Source organism: Spirillospora sp. CA-108201 (assembly GCF_050936235.1).
Lineage (GTDB): Bacteria > Actinomycetota > Actinomycetes > Streptosporangiales > Streptosporangiaceae > Spirillospora.
Genome location: NZ_JBNJNE010000001.1, coordinates 1,187,986 through 1,201,982, shown reverse-complemented (window position 1 = coordinate 1,201,982; position 13,997 = coordinate 1,187,986). Strand labels below are relative to the sequence as shown.

Genomic DNA, 13,997 nt, shown 5'->3' with positions numbered 1-13,997 from the left:
TACCTACGGCGCGTCGGGAAGGTCCAGCCCGCCGCCGAGCGCGGCGCGGGCGCGCTCGGTCATCCGGACGACCTCGCGGCGCACCTGCGGGCGCTCGGTGAGCCGCTCGCCGAACGGGATCCGGACCGGGTGCTCGACGCCGCCGTCGGCGACGGCGAACTCGATGCCCTCCGCGTCCAGACCGGTCATCCGGGCCGCGGTCGCGCCGGGGCGCCCGCCGAGCGCGCGGCAGATCGTCAGGCAGTCGGCGGCGTGGTCCTCGTTCATGTGCCGCGCGATCTGCCGCACGACGTCGTCGGTGAAGGGGCCCTCGTCGGGCATGCGGTGGTCCTCTCGGGTGGACGGGACGGTCAGGCCCTTGTAGATCCGCAGGGCGTTCCCGGCCAGGACGAGCGCGAGGGTCTCCTCGTCCAGGCCGAGGGCGGCGACGGCGCGGGCGTTGCGGGCGATGCCGGGCACGCCTGGCCAGTCGGTGCCGAAGACGAACTTGCGGGCCAGGCGCCGCAGGTCGTGCCGGGCGTAGTACTCGGGGAGCCGGCGGGGCGGCAGGCCGGACAGCTCGATCCACACCTCCTCGCGCGACAGCGCGAGGAACGCGGCGGCGTCGTACCACCAGCCGCGGCCGCCGTGGGCGAGGACGAACGTCAGGCCGGGGAACAGCCGCAGCACGTCGTCGACCGCGACGGGGTCGGCGTACCGGTTGACCGAGCCGGGGAACGAGCTCGTCCCGCAGTGCACGACGACCGGGACGCCGGCGTCCCGGCACACCTCGTAGGCGGGATGCAGCTCGGGGTCGGCGACGCTGAACCCGCCGTGCACCGGGTGCAGCTTGAGCGCGGCGGCGCCGAACCCGAGCTGCCGCTCGACCTCGGCGCCGATCGGGTAGTGCAGGTGGGGGTTGACGTTGGCGATCGGCCTGAAGCGGCGCGGGTCGTGCTCCAGGAGGGGACGCAGGTCCTCGATGGGCTGCGTGCCGGTGGTCCGCGGGCTGTACTCGCACAGCAGCAGCGCGACGTCGACGCCCTCGCCCTCGAAGTAGGCGTCCACCCGCTCCGGCACGAGCGCGCCGCCCTCGTCGTAGAGGTCCTGCCAGGGGTGGGCCGAGCCGAACTCCTCGGCCCAGCGCCGCCAGGCCGGGCGGAGCGTGGGCAGCCGGGCGGCGTGCACGTGCGCGTCGATCAGCGGGCGTCCGTCGAGCATGCGGCGGAGCCTACCCGCCGCCCGCTCAGGCGACGTCCACGGTGTCCTGCTCCTCCAGCCAGGCGAGGATGCCCTCGACGGCGGACCGGCAGCCGCCGCAGCCGGTGCCCGCCCGGGTGTCGCGCGCGACCGCGTCGGCCGTGCGGGCGCCGCGCTGCCAGCAGGCGCGGATCTGCCCCTTGCTGACGTCGTTGCACTGGCAGACGGTCGCCGCGTCCGGCATCCGCACCGGCGACTCGGCCTCGGGCGCGCCGCCGACGCCGGGGAACAGCAGGCCGAGGCGCTCGGCGGGCAGCGGCGAGGCCCGGTCGTAGAGCTGGGTGAGCGTCCCGGCGGTGGAGGTCTCGCCGAGCAGGATCGCGCCGATCAGCCGGCCGTCCCGGATCACGGCCTTCTTGTAGGTGCCGCGCGCGGCGTCGGTGAACCGGACGACCTCCACGTCCTCGTCGTCGTCGCCGAAGTGCGTCTCGCCCATCGACGCCAGCTCGATCCCCGCGGCTTTCAGCCGGGTGATCTGGCGGGCGCCGGTGAACCGGGCCGCGGGGTCGGTGCCCGCGAGCAGCCCCGCGAGCACGGCCGCCTGCTCCCACGCGGGCGCCACCAGCCCGTACACCTCGTCGCGGTGCTCGGAGCACTCGCCGATGGCGCGCACGGCCGGGTCGGTGACCGACCGCAGCTCGTCGTCGACGATCACGGCCCGGCCGACGGCCAGGCCCGCGTCCCGGGCCAGGCCCACCTCGGGCCGGACGCCGCAGGACAGGACGACCAGGTCGGCGTCGACGACCTCGGTCCCGCCGCCGGGCAGGGCCAGCTCGACGCCGGTGACCGCGCCGCCGGCGGTGCGCAGCCCGGTGACGGCGGCCTGCAGCCGCGTGCCGATGCCGAGGGCCGCCAGCGTGCGGGCCAGCACCTTCCCCGCGGCGGGGTCGAGCTGGCGCTCCATCAGGTGCCCGGCCAGGTGCAGGACGGTCACCTCCAGGCCGCGGCCCGTGAGCCCGCGCGCGGCCTCGATGCCGAGCAGGCCGCCGCCGACGACCACCGCGCGGCGCGCCGACTCGGCCAGGCCGGAGATGCGGCGGCAGTCCTCCAGCGTGCGGAACACCTCCGCGCCGCGCGGCAGGCCGTCCTCCAGACCCGGCATCGGCGGGACGAACGCCGTGCTGCCGGTCGCGAGGACGAGCGTGCCGTAGGGGGTGACCGTCCCGTCCGAGGCGTGCACGGTCCTCGCCGCGCGGTCGACGCGGGTGACCTCGACGCCGAGCCGGGCGTCCACGCCGTGGGAGGCGTACCAGGCGGCGTCGACCAGGCTGATGTGGTCGGGCCGCGTCTTCCCGGCGAGGACGTTCGACAGCAGGATCCGGTTGTAGGGGCGCTGCGCCTCCGCGCCGAACACCGTCACCGGCGTCGCGGCGTCCCGGGACCGCAGCTCGTCCACGAACCGGGAGCCCGCCATCCCGTTGCCGACGACGACCACGCCCGCCGCGTCCGCGGGGCTCATCGCCTCACCTCCAGGGGAAGGGGCTTGATCTGGTCGCGCTCGACCTCGAAGGCGATGCTCGGGTCGGGGGTCTGCGGCGCGTTGACGAACGAGACGAACCGGCGGAGCCGCTCGGGGTCGTCCAGGGTGTCGCGCCACTCGTCGGAGTAGGACGCGACGTGGCGCGCCATGGCCGCGTCGAGGTCGGCGCAGATGCCGAGCCGGTCGTCCACGATGACCTCGCGCAGGTAGTCCAGGCCGCCGTCCAGGGACTCCATCCAGCCCGCGGTGCGCTGCAGCCGGTCGGCGGTGCGGATGTAGAACATCAGGAACCGGTCGACGCAGGTGATCAGCTCGTCGTCGGAGAGGTCGGTGGCGAACAGGTCGGCGTGCCTGGGCCGCATGCCGCCGTTCCCGCCGAGGTAGAGGTTCCAGCCGTTCTCGGTGGCGATGACGCCGAAGTCCTTGCTCTGCGCCTCGGCGCACTCGCGGGCGCAGCCGGACACGGCCGACTTCAGCTTGTGCGGGGCGCGCAGCCCCCGGTAGCGCAGCTCCAGCCGGATCGCCATCGCGGCCGAGTCCTGGACGCCGTAGCGGCACCAGGTGGAGCCGACGCACGACTTCACCGTGCGCAGCGCCTTGCCGTAGGCGTGGCCGGACTCGAACCCGGCCTCGACGAGCCGCCGCCAGATCTCCGGCAGCTGCTCGACGCGCGCGCCGAACAGGTCGATCCGCTGGCCGCCGGTGATCTTGGTGTAGAGGCCGAAGTCGCGCGCCACCTCCCCGATCACGATGAGCCGCTCGGGGGTGATCTCCCCGCCGGGGACCCGCGGGACCACCGAGTACGTGCCGTTCTTCTGCAGGTTGGCCAGGAAGTGGTCGTTGGTGTCCTGCAGCGCCGCCTGCTCGCCCTCCAGGATGTGGCCGTTGCCGAGGCTGGCGAGGATGGAGGCGACGGCGGGCTTGCAGATGTCGCAGCCGCGGCCCGTCCCGTGCTCCTGGACGAGCTGGGTGAAGCTCGCGACCCGCCCCGCCCGGACGATGTCGAACAGCTCGGCGCGGCTGAAGTCGAAGTGCTCGCAGATCGCCTTGCCGACCTCGATCCCGGCGGCGGTCAGCTCGGCGTCCAGGATCCGCTTCACCAGCGGGACGCAGCTGCCGCAGCTCGTCCCGGCACGCGTCCGGTCCTTCACGCCCGCCACGTCGGTCAGGGAGCACTCGGCGACCGCGCAGCGGATCCCCTCGGCGGTGACGTTGTTGCAGGAGCAGATGACCGTGGTCCCGGGGAGGTCGCCGCCCGCCGCCTCGGTGCCGCCGAACAGCATCTGCTCGGGCGCCCCCGGCAGGCTCCCGCCGACATGGGCGCGGAGGGTGCCGTAGGACTCGGCGTCGCCGACGAGGACGCCGCCGAGCAGGGTCCGCGCGTCGTCGCTGACGACGAGCCGCTTGTACACCCCGGCTACGGGGTCGGTGTAGGTGACGCCGAGCGCGCCCCGCTCGGGGCCGGCGAACGGGTCGCCGAAACTGGCGACGTCGACGCCCATCAGCTTGAGCTTGGTCGACATGTCCGCGCCCTCGAACACCGCCGTGCTCGCGGGGGACAGCAGCCGGTCGGCGACCACCTCGGCCATCGAGAAGCAGGGCCCGGCCAGCCCGTACACCGTGCCGCCCACCAGGGCGCACTCGCCGATCGCGAACACGGCGGGGTCCTCGGTGCGGCAGGAGGCGTCCACCACGATCCCGCCGCGCTCCCCCACCGGCAGACCGCACCCGCGGGCCAGCTCGTCGCGCGGGCGGATCCCGGCGGAGAACACCACGACCTCGGCGTCGAGCACCGTGCCGTCCTCCAGGAGGACGCGCCGGACGGAGCCGTCCCCGCCCGCCTCCAGGGCGCGCATGGGGGTGCCCGCGTGCACGGCCATGCCGAGCGCCTCGATGTGGCGGCGCAGCATCGCGCCGCCGCCCTCGTCGAGCTGGCGCGGCATCAGCCACTGCGCCACCTCCACGACGCCGCTGCGCAGGCCGAGGCCCTGGATCGCGCGGGCCGCCTCCAGGCCGAGGAGGCCGCCGCCGACGACGGCGCCGGTGGGCCGGCCCCGCGCGTAGGCGCGGATCGCGTCCAGGTCGTCGATCGTGCGGTAGACGAAGACGCCCGGCAGGTCCCCGCCCGGGACCGGCGGGACGAACGGCGAGGATCCCGTGGCCAGGACGAGGGCGTCGTAGGGGACGGCGCGCCCCGCCGAGGTCGCGACCGTCCGGGCGGCGCGGTCGATCCCGGTGACCCGCTCCCCCGTCCGCACGGTCACCGCGCCGTCGTGCGCCGGGTAGGCGAGGTCGGCGCCCTCCAGGTGCGTCGTCAGCGCCACCCGGTCGTAGGCGGTGCGGGGCTCCTCGCCGATCACGGTGATCGTCCACGTGCCGGCGGGGTCGCGCTCGCGCACCGCCTCCACCAGGCGGTGCGCGGCCGGCCCGTGGCCGGCGACGACCAGGCGCTGGTCCGGTCTGCTGTCGGCTCCCATGGGCCCGATCCTCGGCGGCCCGTATTACCCGCGAGGATCTTCGCCGTCACCGACGCGTTAAGTGGGCCTCACAGCCGACCCCTGCGCGAGGCGGGACGGGCGCCCGCGTGCCGCCCGCCCCGGTCGTGCACCATGGAGGGGTGACGGAGGTTGCGGGGAACGGGACGCGGACCGGCCTGCCGATGCTGGCCGACCTCGTCTCGGACGGTGACGTGGTGGTGCTGAGCGGCGCGGGGCTGTCGACCGAGTCGGGCATCCCCGACTACCGCGGGGAGACGGGACGCCGGCGGCGCGCGGCGCCGATGACCTACCAGGCGTTCACCGGGAGCGAGGCGGCGCGGCGCCGCTACTGGGCGCGCAGCCACCTCGGCTGGCGGCACATCGCCCGGGCCCGCCCCAACGCCGGGCACCGGGCGGTCGCCGAGCTGCAGCGGCGCGGCCTGCTGGCGGGGATCATCACCCAGAACGTCGACGGGCTCCAGCAGGCCGCGGGGTCGCGCGACGTGATCGAGCTGCACGGCGCGCTGGACCGCGTCGTCTGCCTGTCCTGCGGCGAGCGGTCCGCGCGCGAGCGGCTGGAGGAGCGGCTGCGCGGGGCCAACCCCGGCTGGACGGCCCGCGCCGACACGATCAACCCCGACGGCGACGCCGTCCTGGGCGACGAGGCCGTCGAGGCGTTCCGGATCGTGGACTGCGAGCGGTGCGGCGGCGTGCTCAAGCCCGACGTGATCTTCTTCGGGGAGAACGTGCCGCCGGCCCGCGTCGGGGACTGCTACGCGCTCACGGAGCGGGCGGGGGCGCTGCTGGTGCTGGGGTCGTCGCTGACCGTGCTGTCGGGCTACCGGTTCGTCCGGCACGCGGCGCGGCACGGCGTCCCGGTGGGGATCGTGAACCGGGGCGCGACCCGGGGCGACCCGCACGCCCTGATCACGCTGGACGCCCCGCTCGGCGCGATGCTGGACGCGCTGGTCGCCGGCCTGCCCGCCTGACCGGGGCCGCCCCGCCTAACGCCCGCCCAGCAGCGACGTCGCGGCCGGCGCCGGGCCGTGCGGGTGCCCGGGGTTCCCAGGCGCGGGCGCGCCGGTGGCCTGGGGCGGGTCGGGCAGCATGTCGCCGGTGACGAAGCCGGTGCCCTCCAGCAGCCTCATGTGGGTGCGGACGAACGTCTCGCACCGCTCGGAGAAGCTCCGTACGAGGGTGTTGCGGGTGCTGCCGCGGACGGCGGCGATCGCCGGGTAGATCTGCCCGTGCGCCATCCGCAGCCGGGCGACGGCCGTCCGGTCGTAGTCGTTCCCCGACTTGCCGGTGATCTCCGACATCCAGCTCTGCTGGTCCGGGGTGGGCTGGTCCGGCAGCGGGACGTTCAGCTTCGCGGCGACGGCGCGGTCCAGCTCGTCGAGCCGGGCGTGCTGGCGGGCGATCTCGCCGAGGTGGCGGCGGGTCGCGGCCCGCGCGGCGCGGCGCTCGGCCTCCCGGCCGACGGGGATCTCCCACAGCCCCGCCTGCCGGACCTTGACGACGAGGTCGCGGTCGGCGGGGCCGAGCGGCCCCCAGGGGGTGTCGACGGTGGACTGGGCCGCGTTCCGGGCGTTCGCCTGCGGCGCCACGGCGCCGCCGTCGGAGGCCTGGCGGCCGATCGGCGTGCAGGCGCCGAGCAGCAGCGCGGCGGCGAGGCCGCACGCCGCCGCGGCGACCGGTCGGGGTTCTCGCATCCGCCGCCGCCTTTCGGTCGAGGGGGAAGGGGCGTCGATGCGCTGTACGCGCGTCCGGGCCGGGAGGTTCGACGGGGTGCGGACCGGTCCTCAGGTCCAGCCGAGCTGGGCCAGGGAGGTGACCGGCGGTTCGCCTCCGGCCTCGGTGAAGGCGCGCAGGGAGTCGACGAGGGCGCGCCGCTGCCCGGCCGGCATCCGGGCCACCACCGCGGCGATGTCGGCGCGGCGGCGGGCGGTCACGTCGTCGACGATGCCGCGCCCGGCCGGGGTGAGCTGGATGCGGACCTCGCGGCCGCTGTCCGGGCTCGCCTGCCGGTCCACCAGCCCGGCGGCGGCCAGCCGGTCCACCATCCGCATCGCGGTCGAGGGGTTGACCTCCAGGAGCCCGGCGAGCGTCACGAGCTTGGCCTGCCCCTGCGAGGACAGCACGACCAGAAGCCGGAACTGCGGCAGGGTGACGGCGTCCTCCACCGCGGCCAGGGAGCGCACCGACACCGCCACCAGCAGCCGGGACGCGGTCAGCAGCGCCGAGGTCACCGCGTCGACGCCGTCGTCGTGCAGCTCGTTCATGACGACTTTCTACAGGGCCCGGTCCCGCACCCGCCAACGCGGCCAGGGACCGGTCACCGGCCCCCTCGTCCGGCAGGAGGAGCGGAGGGCCTCCGGGCGGGAGTCCTTCGCTCCGGGGACGTCCAGCATGTCCTCCCATTACCCGGGGGCACGCCGTTACTCAGAGCCGGACGGAGGGCCGCTTCTCGCCCCGCCGCGCGTCCGGGCCGTCTGGGCCGCTCGTGGGCGGCCCGGACGGCCCGGGCGGCCCGGACGGCCCGGACGGCCCGGACGGCCCGGACGGCCCGGACGGCCCGGACGGCCCGGACGGCCCGGACGGCCCGGACGCTAGGCGTCGCGGCGCTTGAGCAGGACGGCGGCGATGGCGAGCAGCACGCCCGTCCAGAGCGCGAAGACCCCGTACCCCTGCCAGGGGGTCAGCAGGTCGTCGGCGCCCTGGTGCGACTTGGCGATCAGCTGGCCGGCCTCCGACGGCAGGTAGGCGTGGATGTGGTCGCCGATGCTGCCGGGCAGCAGCGTGGCGAGCGGCGCCAGCACCAGCACGAACCCGATGACCCCGGTGATGCCCCCGGCGGTGTGGCGCACGATGCCGCCGATCGCGAGGGCGAACAGCCCGAGCATCGCCAGGTACAGGCCGCCGCCGATGACGGCGCGCAGCACGCCCTCGTCGCCCAGCGACACCTGCGCCTTGTCCCCGATGAGCGCCGAGCCGACGAAGAACGAGACGAACGACACCGCGAGGCCGAGGACGAGCACCACCGCGAAGAACACCAGGGCCTTGGCCCACAGCACGGGCAGCCGCCGCGGCACCGCGAGCAGGCTCGCGCGGATCATGCCGGTGGAGTACTCCGAGGCGATCACCAGCACGCCGAGCACGCAGATGGTCAGCTGGCCGAGGAAGAACCCGCTGCCGAGGATGAAGCCGGTCGGGTCGGCGACGACCGAGGCGCGGTCGGCGGGATCGGTCTTGTCCCACTGCGCGGCGGTGAGGCCGACCAGCAGCGCGGTGAAGCCGAGGTCGACGACGACGAGCAGGATCAGCGTCCACAGCGTGGACCGCACGGTGCGGATCTTCGTCCACTCCGAGAGCAGCAGCCGTCCGAAGCCGGGCCGCGGGTGGGCCGCGGGGTCCGCGGCGGGCGTGGCGGTGGCCGTGGTCATCGGGTCTCCCCCTCCTGGACGGGGACTGCGCTCGGGGCGGGGACCGCCCCCGGGACGGGCGCCCCGGGGACGGGCGCCCCGGCCCCGCCGTACTCCACGCTGTCGCGGGTCAGCTCCATGAACGCCGACTCCAGCGAGCCGCGTGTCGGGGTGAGCTCGTGCAGGACGATGCCCTCGGCCGCCGCGAGCTCCCCGACGCGGGGCGCCTCCATGTGGGTCACGTTGAGCAGCCCCTCCCCGTCCGGGAAGGCCTTGCCCCCCTCGGCGGTGACGAGGTCGGCGAGGCGGGTCGCGTCCGGGCTGCGGACGATGACCGCCTTCTCCGTGCTGCGCTCGATGAACTCCTCGGTGGAGCAGTCCGCGATCAGCCGGCCGCGGCCGATGACGATGAGGTGCTCGGCGGTGACGGCCATCTCGTTCATCAGGTGGCTGGACACGAACACCGTGCGCCCCTCGGAGGCGAGCCGCTGCATGAGCGTGCGGATCCAGACGATGCCCTCGGGGTCGAGGCCGTTGACGGGCTCGTCCAGCACGAGCACGGCCGGGTCGCCGAGCAGCGCGGCGGCGATGCCGAGCCGCTGCCCCATGCCCAGTGAGAAGCCGCCGGCGCGCTTGCGGGCGACGCCGGTGAGCCCGACGAGCTCGACCACCTCGTCGACGCGCCTGCGGCCGATGCCCTGCGTCTGGGCGAGGCACAGCAGGTGGTTGTAGGCGCTGCGGCCGGTGTGCACGGCCCGCGCCTCCAGCAGCGCCCCGACGACGCGCATCGGCGCGTTCAGGTCGCGGTAGTGGCGGCCGTGGATCCGGGCGTCCCCGCGGTCCGGCCGGTCCAGGCCGAGCAGCAGCCGCATCGTGGTCGACTTCCCGGCGCCGTTCGGGCCGAGGAACCCGGTGACCCGCCCGGGGACCACCGTGAACGACAGGTCGTCCACGGCCGTCCTGTCGCCGTAGCGCTTGGTGAGGTTCTCCGCCTCGATCATGCCTCTCCCGGCGTCTCTCGGTGATTGATCCGTGACCGGAATCACACTAGCGCTCCGGCGCGCCGGACGGATCCTCCTCGAAGCCGATCCGGCGCCCACCGGCCGGACGCGCCGCACCGGGCGCGCAGACGGCGAGGCGCCCTCCCCGAGCCGGGGAGAGCGCCTCGCCGGGGGGGGGGACCGTCAGGCGGCGACGCCGTCGGCGGCGTTGACGTCCTTGTGGAACCGCTTGTGCACGTAGAGGCGCTCACCGAGCGTCTCGCAGCGCCACCACAGCCCGCTCGGCGGGCCGATCCGGGTGGCCCGGGGCAGCTCCCGCAGGACCTCGTTGACCGGCGTCATGCGCAGCCGCCCGGACCGGCACACGAGAATGCGCCGGTCCGTCACCACGACGACCCGGTAGGCGTTGCTGAAGATGATGATCCAGTACGAGAGCAGGGCGAAGTACTGGCTCGTGGTCTGAGCGCCGAACACCGCCTGGATGTTCTCTCCCGGCTGCAGGACGTGGGCCGCGTTGGCGCCCATCTTGTCGCGGATGGCCACGATCGGGGCCTTTCTCGTGTTCCAATGAAACGCCTGATTGTGACACCGATGACCGTCATATACGACATGTCTTTCAGGTTTGGTAACCGATGCCCGCCGCGCCGCCTGCCGCCGGTCCGCCGGTCCGGAACCCGGGCCCGTTATTGACCGTCTGCCAATAGGTGCGCGAGGATGGCCGGGCTCGATCCGACCGCCGGGAGGCGCCGTGACCGCCCCGTCCCAGATCACGCCCGACCGCCTCGCCGAACGCGACGTCCTGCGGACCCTGGCCGCCGAGCCGCTCGTCGGCCTCGCCGCCGGACGGGCCCTGCTCATGCAGCTCGCGCACCCGGCCGTGGCGCGCGGCGTCGCCGAGCACAGCGACTTCGCCGAGCGCCCCCTGGCCCGGCTGTTCGGCACCCTGGACTTCCTGCTGGTCGTCACGTTCGGCACGCCGGAGCAGGTGGCGCGCATCGCGGCGAAGGTGCGCGGCATCCACACGACCGTGCGCGGCGAGGACTACTCCGGCGACGACCCGGGCCTCCAGCTGTGGGTCAACGCGACTCTCATCGACTCGGCCCTGCACGTCCACGAGCACGTCATGCGAGGCGCCGACCCCGGCCTGGCCGAGGCCTACTACCGGCAGGCGCGGGTCGTCGCCGAGGTCCTCGGCTGCCCCCTGGAGGCGCAGCCGCCCGACCTCGCCGCGTTCCGCGCCTACATGGCCGACACGCTCGCCGCCCTGGAGGTCACGGGCACCGCCCGCGAGGTCGCCGACGCCGTCCTGCGGCCCCGCCGCCTGCGCGCCCTGGCCCCCGGGCTCGCCGTCTTCCGCCTGCTCACGGCCGCGCTCCTGCCGGACGAGCTGCGGGGCCAGTTCGGCCTCCCGTGGACCCCGGCCCGCCGCCGGACCGCCGGAGCGCTCCTGCGGACGGCCGGCCTCACCTACCGCCTGGCCCCCGCCTGGCTGAGGCGCCCGCCGGAGCCCCTGCTCGTCCGGCTGGCCGCCTACCGCGTGGACCGGACGCTCTCGGCCCGGCGGGCACGGCGCAGGGCCGCCTAGGCGACGGACGAGTAGGCGACCACCCCGCGGCGCATGGCGTCCATCGCGCGGCGGGCGGTCTTGCGGATGTGGCTGTTGGCGGGCGCGGCGTCGGTGACCTGCCCGAGAAGGTCGAGGAGCTGCTTGACGGACCGCACGAAGTCGCCCGCGGTGAGGTCGCTCTCCATCAGCACCTCGTCGAGGTCGTCGCCCTTGGCCCACCGGTAGGCGGTCCAGGCGAAGCCGAGGTCGGGCTCGCGCAGGAACGAGACGCGGTTGTCGCGCTCGACCCCCTCCAGCACCCCCCAGAGCCGCACCATGGCGGCCAGCGCGTCCTGCGCGGGGCCGGGCGGCGTGCGGGGCGGCGTGGCGTCGTCGGGCTGCCGCGACTCGTAGACGAGGGCGGACACGCACGCGGCCAGCTCGGCCGGGCCGAGCTTCTCCCACAGGCCCTCGCGCAGGCTCTCTGCGGTGAGCAGGTCCAGCTCGTTGTAGATGCGGCCCAGGCGACGGCCCTCCGCGGTGACGGAGTCGCCTTCGAGGTAGCCGAGCTGCTGCAGGACGGCGCAGACGCGGTCGAACGTGCGGGCGATGACCTGGGAGCGGCCCTCGACGCGGCGGCGGAGCTGCTCGGTCTCGCGGTCCAGGCGGTGGTAGCGCTCGGCCCAGCGGGCGTGGTCCTCGCGCTTGTCGCAGCCGTGCACCGGGTGCGCGCGCAGGTCGGCGCGCAGCCGGGCGATCTCGGCGTCGTCGGCGGCGGGCGAGTCGCCGCGCGTGCGCTTGCGCTCGCGCACGTCGTCGGGGACCTTGTTGCGCAGCGTGGACGCCAGGTCGCGGCGGTCCTGCGGGTTGCGGGGGCTGAAGGACTTCGGGACGCGGATCCGCTCGACGGGCTCGACGGCGCGCGGGAAGTCCTGGATCGACAGCCGCTGCACGGACCGGTTCACGGTCAGCACGAGCGGCGCGGGCCCGTCGGAGCGGCGGCCGACGCCCGGGTCCAGGACGACGGCCAGCCCCGAGCGCCGCCCGGACGGGACGAGGATGACGTCGCCCGGACGCAGCCGCTCCAGGGACCGGGCGGCCTCCGCGCGGCGGGCTCCGGAGCGCTCGCGCGACAGCTCGGACTCGCGGTCCGACAGCCGCCGCCGCATCGCGGCGTACTCCATGAAGTCGCCGAGATGGCATTCGGCGGCCTTGGCGTAGCCCTGGAGGGCCTCCTCGTTCTTGTGCACCTGCCGGGCCAGGCCGACGACGGCGCGGTCGGCCTGGAACTGCGCGAACGACTCCTCCAGGAGCGTGCGGGCGCGTTCGACGCCGACGGCGCCGACGAGGTTGACGGCCATGTTGTAGGACGGCCGGAAGCTGGAGTTCAGCGGGTAGGTGCGGGTGCCGGCCAGCCCGGCCACGGACGCGGGCTCGACGTTCGGGCCCCACACCACGACGGCGTGGCCCTCGACGTCGATGCCGCGCCGCCCGGCGCGCCCGGTGAGCTGGGTGTACTCGCCCGGGGTGAGGTCGACGTGGGCCTCGCCGTTCCACTTGTCCAGCTTCTCGATCACCACGGTCCGGGCGGGCATGTTGATGCCGAGCGCGAGCGTCTCGGTGGCGAACACGGCCTTGATCAGCCCGCGGGTGAACAGCTCCTCGACGATCTCCTTGAACGTGGGCAGCATCCCGGCGTGGTGGGCGGCGACGCCGCGCTCCAGGGCCTCCCGGAAGTCGCCGTAGCCGAGGATCCGCAGGTCCTCCGGCGCGATGTCGGCGGTGCGCAGCTCGGCGTGGGCGCGGATCTCCTCGGCCTCCTCCCTGGAGGTCAGCCGGATCCCGGCGTGCAGGCACTGCAGGACGGCCGCGTCGCAGCCGGCGCGGCTGAAGATGAACGTGATCGCCGGGAGCAGGCCGGCGCGGTCCAGCCGCTCGATCACGTCGGGCCGCGCGGGCGGCCGGAACCGCTGCGGGCGCGGCGCCCGGCGGCGGCCGGTGCGGCGGCCCTGGTTGACCTTGGCGCGCCGGACCTCCTCCACCGCCATCCGGGTCAGCTGCGGGTTCAGGCGGGCCTGCCGGTCCCCGCCCCTGCCGGTGTCGACGAACAGGTCGTACAGCCGCGTCCCCACCAGCATGTGCTGGAACAGCGGGACGGGGCGGTGCTCGTCCACGATCACGGCGGTGTCGCCCCGGACCTCGTGCAGCCACTCGCCGAACTCCTCGGCGTTGCTGACGGTCGCCGACAGCGCCACGATCCGCACCGAGTCCGGAACGTGGATGATCACTTCTTCCCAGACGGCGCCGCGGAACCGGTCGGCGAGGTAGTGCACCTCGTCCATCACGACGAACGCCAGCCCGGCGAGGGTCTGGGAGCCCGCGTACAGCATGTTCCGCAGGACCTCGGTCGTCATCACGACGATCGGGGCCTCCCCGTTGACGCTGTTGTCGCCGGTGAGCAGGCCCACCTTCTCCGGGCCGTACCGCCGGACGAGGTCGGCGTACTTCTGGTTCGACAGCGCCTTGATCGGCGTGGTGTAGAAGCACTTGGTGCCGCCGGTCAGGGCGAGGTGGACCGCGAACTCCCCCACCACCGTCTTCCCTGACCCGGTGGGGGCGGCGACCAGCACGCCGCTCCCGTCCTCCAGTGCCTGGCACGCGTCCAGCTGGAACGCGTCGAGCTCGAAGTCGTACAGCGTCCGGAAGTCCAGCAGGGCCGGCCCGTGGCCGCCGGTGCGCCTGCGGTAGGCGGCGTAGCGCTGGGCCGGGCTCTGTCCGGCCGACGTGGTGTCGGGGGTGGTCATACCATCGAGCCTACGGTTTCGACCGGCC

11 protein-coding genes are annotated in these 13,997 nt (G+C 74.8%); 2 read left to right on the top strand and 9 right to left on the bottom strand.

Features of this window, described 5'->3' with window-relative positions; all coding sequences use genetic code 11:
- Positions 1-3: 3 nt before the first annotated feature.
- From ACQEU6_RS05740 to nirB, 3 genes are read right to left on the bottom strand one after another with little or no spacing between them, the layout of a single operon-like run.
- A complete protein-coding gene (locus tag ACQEU6_RS05740; protein ID WP_499329542.1) occupies positions 4-1,200 on the bottom strand; it encodes an amidohydrolase family protein in 1,197 nt (398 codons plus the stop codon).
- A 25-nt stretch (positions 1,201-1,225) separates the two neighbouring features.
- The gene (locus ACQEU6_RS05735; protein WP_499329541.1) at positions 1,226-2,698 is read right to left on the bottom strand and encodes an FAD-dependent oxidoreductase; all 1,473 of its coding nucleotides are present in this window, start codon (positions 2,696-2,698) and stop codon (positions 1,226-1,228) included.
- Positions 2,695-5,196, bottom strand: a complete 2,502-nt coding sequence (gene nirB, locus ACQEU6_RS05730) for a nitrite reductase large subunit NirB (RefSeq protein ID WP_499329540.1) — start codon at positions 5,194-5,196, stop codon at positions 2,695-2,697. Before nirB ends, ACQEU6_RS05735 begins: the two co-directional genes overlap by 4 nt.
- A gap of 182 nt (positions 5,197-5,378) precedes the next feature.
- On the opposite strand from nirB, the gene ACQEU6_RS05725 reads away from it, so the two are divergent.
- On the top strand, positions 5,379-6,185 hold the full coding sequence (locus ACQEU6_RS05725) for an NAD-dependent protein deacetylase (RefSeq protein ID WP_499340098.1): 807 nt from the start codon (positions 5,379-5,381) through the stop codon (positions 6,183-6,185).
- A gap of 15 nt (positions 6,186-6,200) precedes the next feature.
- Here ACQEU6_RS05725 and ACQEU6_RS05720 read toward each other — a convergent pair whose 3' ends face one another.
- From ACQEU6_RS05720 to ACQEU6_RS05700, 5 genes are all read right to left on the bottom strand, one after another.
- Positions 6,201-6,908: a DUF4142 domain-containing protein gene (locus tag ACQEU6_RS05720; protein ID WP_499329539.1), complete on the bottom strand. Its 708-nt coding sequence runs from the start codon at positions 6,906-6,908 to the stop codon at positions 6,201-6,203.
- 90 nt (positions 6,909-6,998) lie between these two features.
- Positions 6,999-7,478, bottom strand: a complete 480-nt coding sequence (locus tag ACQEU6_RS05715) for a MarR family winged helix-turn-helix transcriptional regulator (RefSeq protein ID WP_499329538.1) — start codon at positions 7,476-7,478, stop codon at positions 6,999-7,001.
- Between the two features lie 327 nt (positions 7,479-7,805).
- Entirely contained in the window at positions 7,806-8,639 is an 834-nt protein-coding gene (locus ACQEU6_RS05710) for an ABC transporter permease (RefSeq protein WP_499329537.1), read from the bottom strand.
- Positions 8,636-9,619, bottom strand: a complete 984-nt coding sequence (locus ACQEU6_RS05705; protein WP_499329536.1) for an ABC transporter ATP-binding protein — start codon at positions 9,617-9,619, stop codon at positions 8,636-8,638. The genes ACQEU6_RS05710 and ACQEU6_RS05705 overlap by 4 nt, the downstream gene beginning before the upstream one ends.
- Positions 9,620-9,802: 183 nt before the next feature.
- On the bottom strand, positions 9,803-10,162 hold the full coding sequence (locus ACQEU6_RS05700; RefSeq protein WP_499329535.1) for a hypothetical protein: 360 nt from the start codon (positions 10,160-10,162) through the stop codon (positions 9,803-9,805).
- 205 nt (positions 10,163-10,367) lie between these two features.
- Here ACQEU6_RS05700 and ACQEU6_RS05695 point away from each other — a divergent pair, with 205 nt between their 5' ends.
- Positions 10,368-11,204 (top strand): oxygenase MpaB family protein, encoded by an 837-nt coding sequence (locus tag ACQEU6_RS05695; RefSeq protein ID WP_499329534.1) that lies wholly within the window; start codon positions 10,368-10,370, stop codon positions 11,202-11,204.
- Here ACQEU6_RS05695 and ACQEU6_RS05690 read toward each other — a convergent pair.
- Entirely contained in the window at positions 11,201-13,969 is a 2,769-nt protein-coding gene (locus ACQEU6_RS05690; protein WP_499329533.1) for a DEAD/DEAH box helicase, read from the bottom strand. The genes ACQEU6_RS05695 and ACQEU6_RS05690 overlap by 4 nt on opposite strands.
- Between the last annotated feature and the right edge of the window lie 28 nt (positions 13,970-13,997).

Coding starts and splice junctions, on each gene's coding strand:
- ACQEU6_RS05740 (WP_499329542.1), bottom strand. CDS start 1,200: ATGCTCGACGGACGCCCGCTGATCGACGCGCACGTGCACGCCGCCCGG.
- nirB (WP_499329540.1), bottom strand. CDS start 5,196: ATGGGAGCCGACAGCAGACCGGACCAGCGCCTGGTCGTCGCCGGCCAC.
- ACQEU6_RS05705 (WP_499329536.1), bottom strand. CDS start 9,619: ATGATCGAGGCGGAGAACCTCACCAAGCGCTACGGCGACAGGACGGCC.
- ACQEU6_RS05720 (WP_499329539.1), bottom strand. CDS start 6,908: ATGCGAGAACCCCGACCGGTCGCCGCGGCGGCGTGCGGCCTCGCCGCC.
- ACQEU6_RS05690 (WP_499329533.1), bottom strand. CDS start 13,969: ATGACCACCCCCGACACCACGTCGGCCGGACAGAGCCCGGCCCAGCGC.
- ACQEU6_RS05710 (WP_499329537.1), bottom strand. CDS start 8,639: ATGACCACGGCCACCGCCACGCCCGCCGCGGACCCCGCGGCCCACCCG.
- ACQEU6_RS05725 (WP_499340098.1), top strand. CDS start 5,379: ATGCTGGCCGACCTCGTCTCGGACGGTGACGTGGTGGTGCTGAGCGGC.
- ACQEU6_RS05715 (WP_499329538.1), bottom strand. CDS start 7,478: ATGAACGAGCTGCACGACGACGGCGTCGACGCGGTGACCTCGGCGCTG.
- ACQEU6_RS05735 (WP_499329541.1), bottom strand. CDS start 2,698: ATGAGCCCCGCGGACGCGGCGGGCGTGGTCGTCGTCGGCAACGGGATG.